The organism is Bradyrhizobium genosp. P (assembly GCF_049949265.1).
In the GTDB taxonomy this organism is placed as follows: domain Bacteria; phylum Pseudomonadota; class Alphaproteobacteria; order Rhizobiales; family Xanthobacteraceae; genus Bradyrhizobium.
The window spans coordinates 2749453-2762327 of the sequence record NZ_CP188195.1; the positions used below are offsets into that span (position 1 = coordinate 2749453).

Genomic DNA, 12875 nt, shown 5'->3' on the forward strand with positions numbered 1-12875 from the left:
TGGAGCTCTGCCTCGATCAACACTCGCGAGACGCGGTAGTGGCGTGCGGTTGTCGCTCCGAGTTTGACGCTCTCCAGCGATATCCGGCGCTGGTAACTCATCCAGCCCAGATGAAGGTCGCGAGCGAAGCCGCCTTGCAGGTGAGCGGCGCGCCGCGCGTGGATCTTAACATACCGCAGATTAGCGCCGACAACTTCACCTGTACGCTGGAAAGCGTTGCGGGAGCCCGCGTGCTTGTGTGGCCGCGGCGCTCCTGGGTACCGGAGTTTGATTTCAACGGTCTCGCCCTTTCGTGCGAGGTCGCGTTTTGGTTGAACATCGTGGCACTTGGGGGGCCGGGATTATGAATGGAAACAGACCTATCGTATCGTCGCTGAACGGCGTTGTCGCGGCGGCGCATCCGCTGGCTGCGCAAGCTGGTGCGCGGCGGCTTTGGGAGGGGGGATGCCTTCGACGCGATCGTCGCGACCGCCGCAGCTCTTAACGTGGTCGAGCCATACAATTCGAGCCTGGCCGGTCTAGGAGTCGCGATCTGCTGGATCGCGAGCGAACAGAGTGCACGAGTCCTCAACTTTGTTCCACCTCCGCCGCGGAGCTTTCAGTGCCCGGACGAGGGGGACCGCGTGAAGCTCCGGCGCGGTGGCGCAGGTAGTGGCCTTCCCGCGTGTCTTTCAGGCTGGTCCGAGCTTGTCGAGAACTATGGCAAGGGAAGCTTGGCGGATGCGCTCGAACCCGCGAGACGACTAGCACGTGACGGCGTTTCCATTGGTTGAGCTCAAGGTAGCTGCGATCCGCGAGGCCTCCGCTGAACTCTCGCAGCATTCGGATCTTTATCCTGAGTTCGCGCGCGTGTTCGAGCCCGAGAAGGCGACGCTCGGGCGGGTTGTCCAACAACCCGAACTGCAGAAACGTTCGAGAAGATCGCGCGCAAGAGAAGCGCCTTACCTCTACGGCGGACAACTCGGCTCCGCAGTGGTGAAGGCCGCCAATCGTTCGGGAGGCTGTTTTACAGAACAAGACCTGTCGAGCTACCGCCCAGGGTGGCAAGAGCCTTTGCGCGTTTCCTCCACGCGAGCGTGGAATCTTTTTTAAATGCCTCGATCGCCTCGGGATCCTGCTTGTACGCTCTCGGCCGGGCGCTGACGTGTGAGAAGCCCAGGTCCTTGAGGGCTCGATAGACCGTGTCGTCTGACACCGAGATGCCGAACTCCTCATGCAGCCGCATGATCAGGTCACAGGCCCGCCAACGCACCACGCCATGGATGGGCGGGGTCGGCCCTTCGTCCACGATCCGCGCCAGAAACGCTCGGTGCTCCGTGGTGAACTTCGCCGGCGCACCTGGCGTGGGAACGTTGATCAGACCATCAGGCCTTGCTCGTTGAATCTGATCACCCAGTCGCGAAGCGTCTGCCGGTCCATCCCGCCGACCTTGGCGGCCTCCGCCCGCGATGCGCCATCGAGCACCGCAGCGATCGCCAGAAGGCGCCGGACCTGATCGCTGTCCTTCGCCCGCCGCGCGAGCCGGCGCACCTCAATCGCTGCAAAATCCGTTCGAACCGCAATCGGCCGGCCCATGGCAAGTCGCTCCAGTTGCCATGTTGAATCATCGATCCTCTGATTTGGGAATGCCCGCCGTGAGTCAGCACCTCAGCGGATTGTATTAGTCCCCGAGCTGCGACACAGTTAACCGTTAATGCGGTTCTTGACCCGACGCACCGCAAGAAGCTGCAATCTGGTCTGAGTTTTTCCTGCGATCGTCTTGCCATCAAGCTTGAAACTGTAGCGCCATTCGCCTGGCAACGCTTCTCGAACAATGAATTGCACGCCTCTGTGCTGCATAAAGTCTTCTACCCCGTCACACATGTTGCCTCTGTCGTTGGGTGCTCCGGCGCAGCTCGATCATGATCCCTCAATCATGGGAATCTTGACCTAACACCAAGGAGATCTAACATCGAAGAGAACCGCCGATCCTATGGGACCGGCGGCCAAGTCAAGGGAGGAAACGCCCGTTAGGGCAGCGGTAGCGAGACTACCGCAAGGCACCGCCAATCTCTTGGCGGATCTCGAATAACATTCTTGCGATGAGGGCCGCAGGGTGATCCGGCAAGTCATCGAATAAAGGTGATACAAAGAGGCACACGCATTGATGGCTCAAGTAGTTCAATTGAGACTGCACTGAAAGATAAAGTTGCGTACGCAGCGTACCAATCGAGCTCTTTCTCGCGCTTTCCTGTGTCAGCTGGCTGCACGTGTGCGAAATCGTCGGGCCATTGGCCCGGCCGTTGCTCAGCTGCTTACCAGTTGCGTGCAGTTCCCTGCCTTGACGGAATTGTCCGCCGCAGAATGTGGGATCTTCATGCGGTTAGGTGTGCCGATCGGGCGGAGGCGTGTATCCGCTCCTTCTTCGCCCGGAAGAGCCGGCGCGCGTCGTGCCGCTAGTAGCGGGGTGAAGTAGCTGGTGGAAGGGTATCAACCGAGGGTCATCTTTACACAAGACCTTCGAAGTTTTGCGACGCGCGCCCCACTTTTTGTCCGGCCTGCTGGATTTTACTAGGCGGCCACACGACGCTTCGGTAGTTCATCCCAGGTACGGCCTTCCAACAGGTGGCCTGTTTGCTTCTTCTGCACGCCACCCTATTGCTTGAAGTGAGATGCAGCGCCTGCTTCCACACATCGATCGCGGATGGATCGCACCCAATCGGAATTCATTGGGCGCGCGGCCGGCCCACTTTCGCCCCCGCAATGGCCCAATCGATTCCGTTGAAGTTGGGTGAAGCGGCCCGAGCATGGCTCCAAGCTAAAAATTTGACATAAGCAGGCGTGGATCGAACAATGTCCATACGATCCAAATAATCTTGGCAATCTTGGCTCTCCACGCTGACGCCCACCCAAACATTGTTCGGCCACGGCAACTTGTCAGCTACGTCCGCAAGACGATCCGCGCGCTTTGTCAACACCTGGAACGTGTGAAGCCGAGCTTGCTTCATCGCGCCGAACACTCTCGCGATGAACCTCCAAGCGCGTCCGCATTATCATCGCCGCGTAGGCCAAGTTGCACGGCGTCCCGGGGAAGTATCCATTCCGTTGGCGCAATCGAAAAGCGCAAATCATCTCGTTGCGGCTGATATGGGTCGGCCAATGTTTTCCAGGACAAAACCGGGCGAACCCAGTCGGCGATCTATAGCCGTCGCTCGAATCGTACCGTTCTGTGCCTATTAAGATACATGCTGTCGAACGTGAATGTCTCTGTCCGATCCGGACAGTATTTGCGCGCCGATAACAATCTTAACCTGACATAACCATCTACCACAACTCAGGAAGGCGCGATGGGATCGGCGGCAAATTTCTATGTTCAACTTTTCAGTTAGCATGCGGAGGCCCATTTAGGCCAAGCGCGAAGCGCCACGAACGCGACGAGTGTCTTGCATAGATAGTGAGGCCGCTGTTCGGCGTTTAGCATAGGTTTTGCGTCCTATCGCTGCGACTTCAGGCCGCCATTCGTCGATCCTGGGCTAAATCTTTCCAAAGGCGGTCCTCGGCACACCACCTTTGGTTTCACCGACATTCGAGTTGTGGAGGATGACGTGCGTGCAATGCTGGATACCTTGCTCGAGATTAGAGGCCAAGCTCGATGAGCCAGCAGCGGATCGTGGTGATCGGTACGGGCAGCCGAGTTGGAAAGACGGTTTTCTGCGCGGGGCTCGTCAATCTTCTCGGTGCGAAGTTTTGGAAGCCGGTTCAGGCTGGCCTTGAAGGAGAGACGGACACCGAGCGCGTCGCGCGCCTTGCCAGTCTGCCATGCAATCGCATCATACCTGAGCGTTATCGCCTGCAAACGGTCGGATTGTCTCACTTTTCTGCGGAGCTTGACGAGGTTCGCATCAATACCAATTCGCTCGACATACCGGACACCGGGGGGCAGCCGCTCGTGATCGAGGGGACTGGCGGACCCATGGAGCCGCTGAACTGCGGCATGCTTTACATTGACGTGGTGGAGAAATGGCGAATTCCTGTTGTGCTTTGCGCGAGCACAGAAATGGGGACGGTCAATTATTCACTTTTGTCCATAGAGGCTTTGCGCAGACGTCAGATCGACGTGCTCGGAATCGTGCTCATTGGTGAAAAGAATCCGGAGGCTGTGAGAGCAATTTGCGAGATTGGCCGCGTGCGGTGGTTAGGGCGACTGCCCTGGATCGCTCCTTTGTCGGGAGAGACGCTGCAGGCCGCGTTCAAGGCCTCCTTCCTTCGTGATGATTTCATGCCATGACGCTAATCGTCGATCTCGGGTACAACGACCTCTACAAGTCGACCCGGAAGCCGGCGCCGATCCTTGAGGCGGCCTGCTGGAGCCACGGCCGCAGAAAGTTCTTCGACCTGGCGAAAACGGGAGAGGCCCCGATCGCCGCCGAGGCCGTGCTGCGCATCGACGTCCTCTTCGAGATCGAGCGCGGCATCAACGGCAAAACACCGGAACAGCGCCTTGCTGTGCGCCGTGAGAAATCGAGGCCACTCCTCATCGAGCTCGAAACCTGGATGCGCCAGCAGCGGGCCTTGCTCTCGTCAGGCAACGACACCGCAAAGGCCATCAACTATCTTACCCAGACGCTTCCAAAGAGTCATAATCACTGTGCAGAGGTACTAGTTCAGTCTGACAGAGAGCAGTCGCTGGCAGGAAGGCAAGCATTATGAGGCATAGCAAAAAAACCGGCAGGCCCAGCGAAACGTGGCTGCGTGAACGACCGGCGATCTGGCGAGCTCAATCATTCATATGGAGATCTTTGAAGGTCGAGGCTGTCGCAATTGTTGCAAAGGCGAACCTACACATGAGATCGAGGATTCTCTCACGCCTGTTCGCGAAAGAAGCGCAACGGCGGCCTTGATCTTGCCGTCACAAGGGTTGCGTCTCTACGTCAAGAGAGTATCCGATTGCATGTACCGTGCGGATGTAGTTCGGTTTGCCGTCCTCGTTCAGCGCCTTGCGGATCCGAGCCATATGCACGTCGACGGTGCGAGCCACGACGTGAACGTCCTTGCCCCAGACGACCTGCAGCAGCTGCTGACGCGTAAAGACCTGGCAAGGATTAGACATGAAATAGCGGAGAAGCCGAAATTCAATAGGGCCCAGATGAATCTTGCGACCATTGCGAAAGAGTCGATATGCCTTGAGATCCATCACGATGTCCAAAAAGCTTAGCGCTCCACAGCCCTCGGCAGCGAGCTGAACCGGACAGAGCATTCCGTTTATGCGTCTGATGAGGTCGACCACTGGAAACGGCTTAAGCAAGTAGTCGGTCGGCTCGATCTTCAAGCAACGGACGATATTGGCTTCATCAGAACCGTAAACCATCATGATGACGGGGATGTGGCGCGTCATGTCGTTACCATAGAGCTGTTTGCGAACTGTCAGGGTTGAGTCGCACCCGATAGTTGAATCGAGGACAATCAAGTTCGGTCTGGACATGGCTGCTAGACAGGCGATTTCGTTGCTCTCGTGAACGACCAGGCAATTGAAAGCCTCTCTTTCCAGAAGATGCTTGAGCAGGTCGATGTAGGCCTCCTCACCAGCTAGCATGAGCACCGGCCTGCTCGCAGTGCTTGAAGCGACAAGATCGTTACTGGTGACTTGTGGGCGCGCCGCAAGCACGTGTCACTCCCAACAACTACGGGCGCTATCTTGCAGCGGCGGATCTCCATTGATCATCGCGCAAGGTCCGCGAGGTCTGTGATGGCTATCATGTCCCTAGCCCGAGAACAGCCAACCAGATCTAGCAGGCTGTTGAAGAACTCAGCCGCGATCGCAAACGAAACCTGAATCGTCGCCTTTGTGGATGTAGAAATAGCCGAGGATCCGGCCCACGCTGACGCCGTCCTCGATCGCCTCCTCCCCACCGTCCACGGGTTCGACCTCTCCGGCGAGAGCCTGCGCCGAACCCGGCAGTTCACCCGAAGGGCATGAGCCCGTGGACAAGCGCTCGGATTGATGAATCGTTCAGCACTTCGCAGCACGTGTCGGCGACAAGCTGCTCGAGTTCGGCGCTCAGTGGGCCGCTGCGGCTTTTGTGATTTAATTGAGCAATGAGCACATCGCCGCGCCTGTGTTTAAAAGGAACATCCATAAAGCGTCTCCTTCGCAGATCGGGGGGAACTCATTCGTTATCAATGTTGTGGAGGTTCCCAGTCGACGCCAATCTACTGGGGACAATCGGCCATTGGGCGGCAACACGTTGTTCCTGTCATCGTCTTGCGCGCGTGAAGACAGAAACCCATCATTACTTGACCGAAGTCTTTCACGATCGTTAGTCCTTTGCGTTCAGCAACGATCGCCGTGGTGATGCATCCATCGCTGATGCCTGCAAGACAATCTTTCGCGGCCTGAGCGGTGCTACTCGTCAATCGTTGTCGAATTTTGGGCGGTACGAGCGCAGCGGGGGAAGGATGCGTCGAACAAGACGTCGGCATTTTCCCAGTCCGAGACGCGAGAACCAGTGCGTGAGTCGGCATCAAAAATAGGTCGATTAAGGTTAGATCCGAGATGTGGGTATATATAATTGAATGGAGATCTGGATACGCGATCGGTGTCAAAAGAGCTCCAGCATTATCGAGCAACGCCGAATCCGCTGCGTCTTCAAGTGTGTCCTGTAGAATGATCCGCCCTACGATTCCATGGTTCGCCAACCAATGCCTGGCAGCGAGCTCGCAGTTCGTGCCCTGCGGGCCAATAGTGTGGAGATTGCGAATTGAGCCAGCCGATCCGTATTTCATTGTGTTCTCTTGACGACGCACTGGGACATGCATTGAGCGTAGGTGCTGTTTTCAGGTCAAGCAATTGCGCGTTACTAGGATGACGCGCCGCCACCCGAACAACAAGCAAAGCTTTCATGAAGCTTATGTTGAAGTATGATCTAAGGATCGCCGGAGCCCGACCTTGCGGCACGCCGAACAACGGGCGCGCAGCCATTTCCTGTTGCGCGTCATTCGTAGAACGAAACCGAAATTTAATATAACTTTTATGTCAGCCGGTCGAAGGTTGTGATCCAATGTGTCCGATCGAAGGAGAGGCGCCGCAATACATGGCGGCAGTATTTTGGCGAGAAATCCAAGAGCAGGCGATAGATCGCGGTATGGAACGATCCGACACCGCAGCCAGCCAAAGGTACGGCTACAGCCCGCACATTTGTTGGATTTCAGGAGGTTTGTTGAAACAGATGCGATTGCGAAACACGATTGTAAGTGTTTCGAAATGAGGGACGCAAGGAAGAGGGAGTTGGTTTAGTCTCAGGTACAGGCCTTGTGAAATGGTCGAGGATCGTTGTTCATGCCCACGTTGACCAGATTTCTGGCTGGCAGCTCTGGGAAATGCATGCACGTAAGATTGTTAACGCAATTCATCTTGCCAAAAGAACAAAGGGGATTGATGCGGGTGTGCACTTCGGGGACGTGTTCTTCAAGACAGTCCCTTCGCTCCCGGCCGAAGAGCCGAGCCGTTCGAGACGTGCGGGCCGGCCTCTCAGCCCTCTGCCAAAAACAGCAGCCATCGCGCGCGCATTGTTCAACACTAGGCCAGAGGACTACGCTACGCGCCACCGAGATACGTTCATGAGTAGGGGGCTCACCTAGTACCTCTGCACAGTGATTATGACTCTTTGGAAGCGTCTGGGTAGGCTCGGCCCATTTTTGCGCGGGCGTTTTCTGTCGTGAACATCCATTTGATGCGGGAGCGTGCAGCATTTCTCTGCCGTTCCCAAGCGGTGATTTCGCGGCGCAGTCGCTTGGGGTCGTCGATCCTGCGAGCGAGGCACTGTCCCCGCAAGACGCCGATCTCGATCTCAACCATGTTGAGCCAGCTTGCGTGCTTGGGAGTGAAGTGGAACTCGATCCGCCGCAAGATCCGTCTGGCTTCGGCGGGCGGAAAGGTCTGATACAGGGCGCCGGCGGAGTGGGTCGATAAGTTATCCTGCACGACCCGGATGGTCTCGGCATCGGGATAATGGATGTCGACGAGGTCACGTACGCATTCGGCATAATCTTTTGCCGCTCGTCGCTCTGTAAGTTTGACCTTGCGCCAGGGACGATGCACGTCGAGGAGAACGAAGAGATTGACCGTCCCGTTGAGACGATACTCGTAATCGTAACGTTCGAGCCGGCCCGGCTTCATCGGGATTGGCTGACGGACCTCGCCGATGAGTTGCACCGGACTTTCGTCGAAGCACACGACCGGCCGCTTGGGATCGGGCACCTCGGCATAGAGATCAAGCACGTCCTCCATGCGGGCGACGTATTCGCCATCGACCTGCGGAATGCACCACATATCTTTGCGCCATGGTTTGAGGTCATTTTCCGCCAGGCGTCGCCGAACCGTCTCGTGCGACAGGCTGTCGTGTTCGGTGAGATTGACTGTCGCACCTGCCAGCAGCTTGAGCGTCCAGCGGGCACGGCCCTTTGGGGGGCTGGCACAGGCGGTCGCCACCAGCAAGGCTTCTTCCTTGCCCGTGAGTTTGCGCTCCGCTCCGGGACGCGGCTCTTCGCTCAGCGCCCGCTCCAGATTGCCTTCCACGAAGCGTCGCTTGGTCCGGTACACGGTCGAGCCGCTCACGCCAACGCTCCTGGCGATCTCCTCGTCGCCGGCCGCGGCATCGGCAGCCAGCAAAATCTGTGCTCGCTTGAGCTTGCGGGACGCATGCTTGCCGCCGCTAAGCAGCGCCTTGAGTTCGGTCCGCTCGACTTGGCTGAGTTCGACCCGATAGCGTACATTCATGCCTGCCTCCTTGATCGAGGCACGCACGAACAACTGAATCGGATGGCCGGCGTGAGTCCTTCGGCAAAAGCCTTCACGCCCAAACAGGGGCAGTACCTCGCCTTCATCCACCTCTATACGCGTCTGCACCGCAGACCCCCGGCGGAAACCGACATGCGAGAGTATTTTCGCGTCACCCCGCCTTCGGTTCACCAAATGGTGCTCTCGCTCGAGCGAGGCGGCCTCATCAAAAGGCAGCCCAGGACACCTCGTAGTATCGAAGTCCTCGTCGATCCCAACGACCTGCCGGAGCTAATCTGACCGCCGACCCAACCCGTCAAAATCACTGTGCAGAGCCACTAGCCCCGTGGTCTCTTCATTGAAATTATGGAGTCAGAAGAGGAGTAAGCGTCGGAGATCAGCTTGTAGCAACAGCATGCCTTTTGCTCGAGGCAATTGCGATCACCGATCTGCAAGATGCCACGCATCTTTCGGATCAATCCTTGTTCTTCGAATCGGATTAGAGTTTCGGTTACGCCAGCGCGACGCAATCCTAAGGCTGACGAAAGGTAGTCATGGGTGACCGGAAGCACGTTAGCGTCAAGAGCGTCACTAGCCAAGCAGAGCCAGCTTGCCAGCCGCTTTTCGCGATCGTGCCGAACCCCGCAAAATCCTGCCTGAGCGCAGTGCAACGTCAAGGCTTGAACGTAGCCCGCCAGCTGCTCTCTAATTTCTGGACATTCGTTTATTACCCGATGCAAATCGGTGACACGGATCCTGTGTGCTCTCCCTGGGAAAAGCACGACGGATTGATATGTTGAAAGATTGCCTCCCACGGGGAGCGAAGTGCCGACCGCTCCCCGATGTCCCACCACCGCGGTCTCGAGAATACCTCCCGACGCGACAACCCTCAGCGAGACGAGACCCGATTCTATGAAGTAGACGTAATCAAGAGGTCTTCTCGGCTCCTGCAGAATCATCCGTTCTCTCAATACGATCGGCTCGAGGAACTTTCCTAATGCTACAAGATCTTGCGGGAAGAGTCGCCCCAAGATTACGTTATTGAGAGAAGACCGCATAGAGTGATGTGCGCCGCCAGACCAAGATAGCATCGATAGGTTGCTCTGTTCCTGAGTCACGATGTCGATCTCGATCTAAGCCAAATCGGGGGGCTGCGGCGGAAGAGGAAAAATGGCCACCCACGAAGGAGCGGCCAGTACTCTTTGGCTGCTGGAGAAAGGCCGCGATCTCCGACGTAAATCTTCAAACCGTTTGGCCCAGGTGCCACGCAAGCACTCGGTCCATCTCAGCTGTTGGCTCAGCAGAGCGGTGAATATTGCAGTTAGGACGACCGTACCGGAAGAGCCAGCCGGTACCGACGCCAAGAGCAAGAATCTGTGCTCCGGTGTGCCGGCATCGAGTACGTACAGGGGCTCGACAATCCGACTGCTACCGCCGAGGATCCCGTCGCTTCTCGCGATGTCTGTATGGCTGCGAACGCATTTCGAGCAGCCGTCCATGCGAGGCCAGCCACTCATGTCAGAATCTGGACTTCCAAAAACGACGAGCTTGCGGCGCTCGGGTTCGGTGCAAGAGCCAGCTCCTACAGCATCGAGCGCGCTCGTTTCGGGAAAACCGAGCCCTGCGAACCGCGCTTTCAGCACATCCATGGCCTGGCCTCCGTCACGACGAACATTACTCTCCTCTCTGCCCGCGCCAAGTCACATCGGGTAAGTGATGTTGTAGCTTCCAGTGACCACGGCGCGAGCCTGGGGAGAAAGGGAAGCTAAGTTCGAGGAGTTGTTGTGCTCTTAAGACCTCCCGTCCCTCCTTGTGAACTCATTCAGGCAAGCTGTGTCGATCGATGGATCTCACTTGGCATTCAAGATATACCCGATATACATACAGGCTGTGTGCCGAGCTGGCAAGCCGAAATGAACGATCTAACAAAACGACCGTTCTCAACAGGCAGGCACTCTTCCGTCTCACATGTCGACAAGCGTAGCGGCTGAGTTGGCAGCAGCATCAATACGCCCTCCCAATAATGCCGACATGTCCGATGAAGTGTCTTGAAGCTCGCGCCCCAGAACGGGTTTCCCGTCGTCGAGGACGACCTGTACGGCGAGCTTGTATTTCCGGGGAGTTCCCCGGAGACGCCGTTTGCCACCGGCGCGCGAGCATGGCAGCGGACAATCCGGTTGTTTATCTGCCGAGACTCTCAAAACGGTCGCGCCGGCGCTTCGCAGCGGCTGGATGGTTGCGCCCAAAGACGTCGTTCGGCGCTGTGCGGATTCATTTGGAGTCACCTCACCGCTCACGGTTTATGCGTCGTTGGGCGCGGCAAAGGACATCGTCGAACTCGACCAACTCGGCGCGATGCTGCCCAGCAGAGCTCGTAGTGCTCGCCTCCCAACAAGCGCCTGGCCAGAGCAGCCGTTACCGAGTCTGGGGCTTGAACATGTCATTGACGTACTAGGCCATGAGAATATACTCGGTATATCTAAGTGGAGGGCAGCGCGCCAACCGTCGCGCATCGTCACGTTTCACATTGAAAAGGACAGCACATGAACCTCGCTCAAATATCTCCAGACTCCGCACGGTGGTCCATGCTCTTACTTGCGGATGAGAATCCCTTTCCCGCTTACGAAGAGCTGCGAAAGCGCGGTGAGGTCGTTTGGGATCCCGGAATGAATTGCTGGCTCGTACTGAGCCACGGTGTGTGTAAAACGATCGAATCCGACGAGGCGACTTACCGAATCCTGCGGATCGATGCACTTCCGTTGGCGTTCGAGATTTTTGGCGACAATCCGCAAAACCCCGTACAGATTGGTTCGGTCGTAGGGGGCGAGCACGCGCGTATGCGGCGGCTCTACTTGAAATTATTGGGCCCCGCGCTCATGCCGCAGTATCGCGTGGAGCATGTTCTACCAGTTATAAGCCACCTGATCGATCGTTTCGCGGAAAGGGGGAGCGCGGAGCTTGCATCCGAGCTTGCGTACGAACTGTCGAACCGGGTGATGGGTTCACTCTTTGGGCTTCGTTGGAAGGATCAAGAGCTCATGGCCGAAATTGACCGATGGCACAAGGACTTTAGTGCTTGTGCCGGCAGGGGGTACCTCGACGAGGGAACGAATCGGAAGGGAAAGCTTGCGTCCGCCGAACTGAACAATCTTTACCGGCCTCTGGTGGCTGAGCGAAGGGAGAAGCGCGGGATCGATTTCATTAGTCAGATTTGGACCCTCGCGCAGGAGGAATACGGCCAAGACATCCCTGAAGACCATATCCTTGCCTTTGTGAGAGATATTGAGATTGGTGCGGCGGACACAACGTCGAATGCGATTGCCAATGCGATTTACTTGTTCCTGTCCGACCCCGCCATGCGTAAAGCCGTGTCGGAGGATCAAGAAGCCACTCTCAACCTATTTGTGGAAGAGACTTTGCGGCTCTTCGGATCGGTTCAGTGGCGATTCCGAAAGGCGAATCGGGATGTCTGCATCGGGGGTGCGGAAATTAAAAAGGACGATGTAATCTGCGTCCTGCACGCAGCTGCGAATCGCGATCCGGAGCATTACGCGTGCCCGCACATGATGGACTTGAAGCGGAAGCCGCCGACCGACCACTTGGCCTTCAACGTCGGACCGCGCATCTGCTTGGGCATGCATCTCGCGAGACTCATGATACGTGAAACGTTGAAGGCGCTAATCACGCGTTTTCCGAATCTGCGTCTGGATCAAAGTAGGGAACCCCCGAGATTCCGCGCTTTCTCGCACCGCTCGTTCGCGCCGTTGCACGTGAAATTCTGAGGAATTCGAACCAATGAGATTGATAGTTCACAATCAACAGGGCGGGACGGTCGAGCTGAAAGATGTCTCATCGCCAACATTAATGGTCGCGATTCGCGATGCAGGCCTTGACCTGACGGCGCAGTGCGGTGGATGCGCATCGTGTGGAACTTGCCATGTTTACGTCGACTACTCTTGGGCGGCAAAGCTCAAGCCAAGAAGTGAAACCGAGGACGCGATGCTAGACGTGGTGGAAGGTCGCCGCGAGAGTTCTCGGCTTTCTTGCCAGATTGAACTGACAGAAGACCTGGACGGTCTGGCCGTGACGTTGGCGCCTGGCTCCGGTTTTGCCTGACGTA

At 57.1% G+C, this 12875-nt stretch carries 14 protein-coding genes and 1 pseudogene; 7 read left to right on the top strand and 8 right to left on the bottom strand.

All coding sequences use genetic code 11. The features are described 5' to 3' along the window. Nucleotides 1-485: 485 nt before the first annotated feature. Nucleotides 486-773 (top strand): gamma-glutamyltransferase, encoded by a 288-nt coding sequence (locus ACP2YO_RS13340; protein ID WP_426443175.1) that lies wholly within the window; start codon nt 486-488, stop codon nt 771-773. Beyond that, nucleotides 751-1092, top strand: a complete 342-nt coding sequence (locus tag ACP2YO_RS13345) for a gamma-glutamyltransferase (protein WP_426441271.1) — start codon at nt 751-753, stop codon at nt 1090-1092. The genes ACP2YO_RS13340 and ACP2YO_RS13345 overlap by 23 nt, the downstream gene beginning before the upstream one ends. Here the strand turns inward: ACP2YO_RS13345 and ACP2YO_RS13350 are convergent. The 4 genes from ACP2YO_RS13350 to ACP2YO_RS13365 all read right to left on the bottom strand — a co-directional run bounded on the left by ACP2YO_RS13350 (nt 1007) and on the right by ACP2YO_RS13365 (nt 2987). Further along, nucleotides 1007-1450 (bottom strand): winged helix-turn-helix domain-containing protein, encoded by a 444-nt coding sequence (locus ACP2YO_RS13350; RefSeq protein ID WP_426443176.1) that lies wholly within the window; start codon nt 1448-1450, stop codon nt 1007-1009. The two genes, ACP2YO_RS13345 and ACP2YO_RS13350, sit on opposite strands and share 86 nt — an antisense overlap. After that, the gene (locus ACP2YO_RS13355; RefSeq protein ID WP_426441272.1) at nt 1357-1575 is read right to left on the bottom strand and encodes a helix-turn-helix domain-containing protein; all 219 of its coding nucleotides are present in this window, start codon (nt 1573-1575) and stop codon (nt 1357-1359) included. Before ACP2YO_RS13355 ends, ACP2YO_RS13350 begins: the two co-directional genes overlap by 94 nt. Before the next feature lie 1059 nt (nt 1576-2634). Then, nucleotides 2635-2709, bottom strand: a complete 75-nt coding sequence (locus tag ACP2YO_RS13360) for a hypothetical protein (RefSeq protein ID WP_426443177.1) — start codon at nt 2707-2709, stop codon at nt 2635-2637. Further along, nucleotides 2706-2987, bottom strand: coding sequence for a DUF5131 family protein (locus tag ACP2YO_RS13365; protein ID WP_426443178.1), 282 nt, complete (start codon nt 2985-2987; stop codon nt 2706-2708). Before ACP2YO_RS13365 ends, ACP2YO_RS13360 begins: the two co-directional genes overlap by 4 nt. Nucleotides 2988-3631: 644 nt before the next feature. On the opposite strand from ACP2YO_RS13365, the gene ACP2YO_RS13370 reads away from it, so the two are divergent. Then, nucleotides 3632-4267, top strand: coding sequence for a dethiobiotin synthase (locus ACP2YO_RS13370; RefSeq protein WP_426441273.1), 636 nt, complete (start codon nt 3632-3634; stop codon nt 4265-4267). Between the two features lie 17 nt (nt 4268-4284). Continuing rightward, a pseudogene (locus ACP2YO_RS13375) lies at nt 4285-4611 on the top strand (IS66 family transposase); the annotation flags it as partial. A gap of 277 nt (nt 4612-4888) precedes the next feature. Here the strand turns inward: ACP2YO_RS13375 and ACP2YO_RS13380 are convergent. The 3 genes from ACP2YO_RS13380 to ACP2YO_RS13390 all read right to left on the bottom strand — a co-directional run bounded on the left by ACP2YO_RS13380 (nt 4889) and on the right by ACP2YO_RS13390 (nt 8755). Beyond that, on the bottom strand, nt 4889-5644 hold the full coding sequence (locus tag ACP2YO_RS13380; RefSeq protein ID WP_426441274.1) for a winged helix-turn-helix domain-containing protein: 756 nt from the start codon (nt 5642-5644) through the stop codon (nt 4889-4891). A gap of 295 nt (nt 5645-5939) precedes the next feature. Next, nucleotides 5940-6116 (bottom strand): hypothetical protein, encoded by a 177-nt coding sequence (locus ACP2YO_RS13385; RefSeq protein ID WP_426441275.1) that lies wholly within the window; start codon nt 6114-6116, stop codon nt 5940-5942. Nucleotides 6117-7633: 1517 nt separating this feature from the next. Next, nucleotides 7634-8755 carry an IS630 family transposase gene (locus ACP2YO_RS13390; protein ID WP_426441276.1) on the bottom strand — a complete coding sequence of 374 codons (1122 nt, stop codon included), beginning with the start codon at nt 8753-8755 and terminating at the stop codon, nt 7634-7636. Nucleotides 8756-8797: 42 nt separating this feature from the next. On the opposite strand from ACP2YO_RS13390, the gene ACP2YO_RS13395 reads away from it, so the two are divergent. Next, on the top strand, nt 8798-9055 hold the full coding sequence (locus tag ACP2YO_RS13395; protein ID WP_426437214.1) for a LexA family protein: 258 nt from the start codon (nt 8798-8800) through the stop codon (nt 9053-9055). Between the two features lie 38 nt (nt 9056-9093). On the opposite strand, the gene ACP2YO_RS13400 is transcribed toward ACP2YO_RS13395, so the two are convergent. Further along, nucleotides 9094-9846, bottom strand: coding sequence for a Crp/Fnr family transcriptional regulator (locus tag ACP2YO_RS13400; protein ID WP_426443179.1), 753 nt, complete (start codon nt 9844-9846; stop codon nt 9094-9096). Nucleotides 9847-11298: 1452 nt separating this feature from the next. On the opposite strand from ACP2YO_RS13400, the gene ACP2YO_RS13405 reads away from it, so the two are divergent. Together ACP2YO_RS13405 and ACP2YO_RS13410 are read left to right on the top strand one after the other, a co-directional pair. Continuing rightward, on the top strand, nt 11299-12537 hold the full coding sequence (locus ACP2YO_RS13405; RefSeq protein WP_426441277.1) for a cytochrome P450: 1239 nt from the start codon (nt 11299-11301) through the stop codon (nt 12535-12537). 13 nt (nt 12538-12550) lie between these two features. Further along, nucleotides 12551-12871, top strand: a complete 321-nt coding sequence (locus ACP2YO_RS13410) for a 2Fe-2S iron-sulfur cluster-binding protein (RefSeq protein ID WP_426441278.1) — start codon at nt 12551-12553, stop codon at nt 12869-12871. Nucleotides 12872-12875 lie beyond the last annotated feature (4 nt).

Bases quoted from the DNA above. Each gene is read 5' to 3' on its own strand.
- ACP2YO_RS13355 (WP_426441272.1), bottom strand. From the start codon at position 1,575: ATGGGCCGGCCGATTGCGGTTCGAACGGATTTTGCAGCGATTGAGGTG.
- ACP2YO_RS13410 (WP_426441278.1), top strand. From the start codon at position 12,551: ATGAGATTGATAGTTCACAATCAACAGGGCGGGACGGTCGAGCTGAAA.
- ACP2YO_RS13370 (WP_426441273.1), top strand. From the start codon at position 3,632: ATGAGCCAGCAGCGGATCGTGGTGATCGGTACGGGCAGCCGAGTTGGA.
- ACP2YO_RS13385 (WP_426441275.1), bottom strand. From the start codon at position 6,116: ATGGATGTTCCTTTTAAACACAGGCGCGGCGATGTGCTCATTGCTCAA.
- ACP2YO_RS13395 (WP_426437214.1), top strand. From the start codon at position 8,798: ATGGCCGGCGTGAGTCCTTCGGCAAAAGCCTTCACGCCCAAACAGGGG.
- ACP2YO_RS13400 (WP_426443179.1), bottom strand. From the start codon at position 9,846: ATGCTATCTTGGTCTGGCGGCGCACATCACTCTATGCGGTCTTCTCTC.
- ACP2YO_RS13405 (WP_426441277.1), top strand. From the start codon at position 11,299: ATGAACCTCGCTCAAATATCTCCAGACTCCGCACGGTGGTCCATGCTC.
- ACP2YO_RS13365 (WP_426443178.1), bottom strand. From the start codon at position 2,987: ATGAAGCAAGCTCGGCTTCACACGTTCCAGGTGTTGACAAAGCGCGCG.
- ACP2YO_RS13390 (WP_426441276.1), bottom strand. From the start codon at position 8,755: ATGAATGTACGCTATCGGGTCGAACTCAGCCAAGTCGAGCGGACCGAA.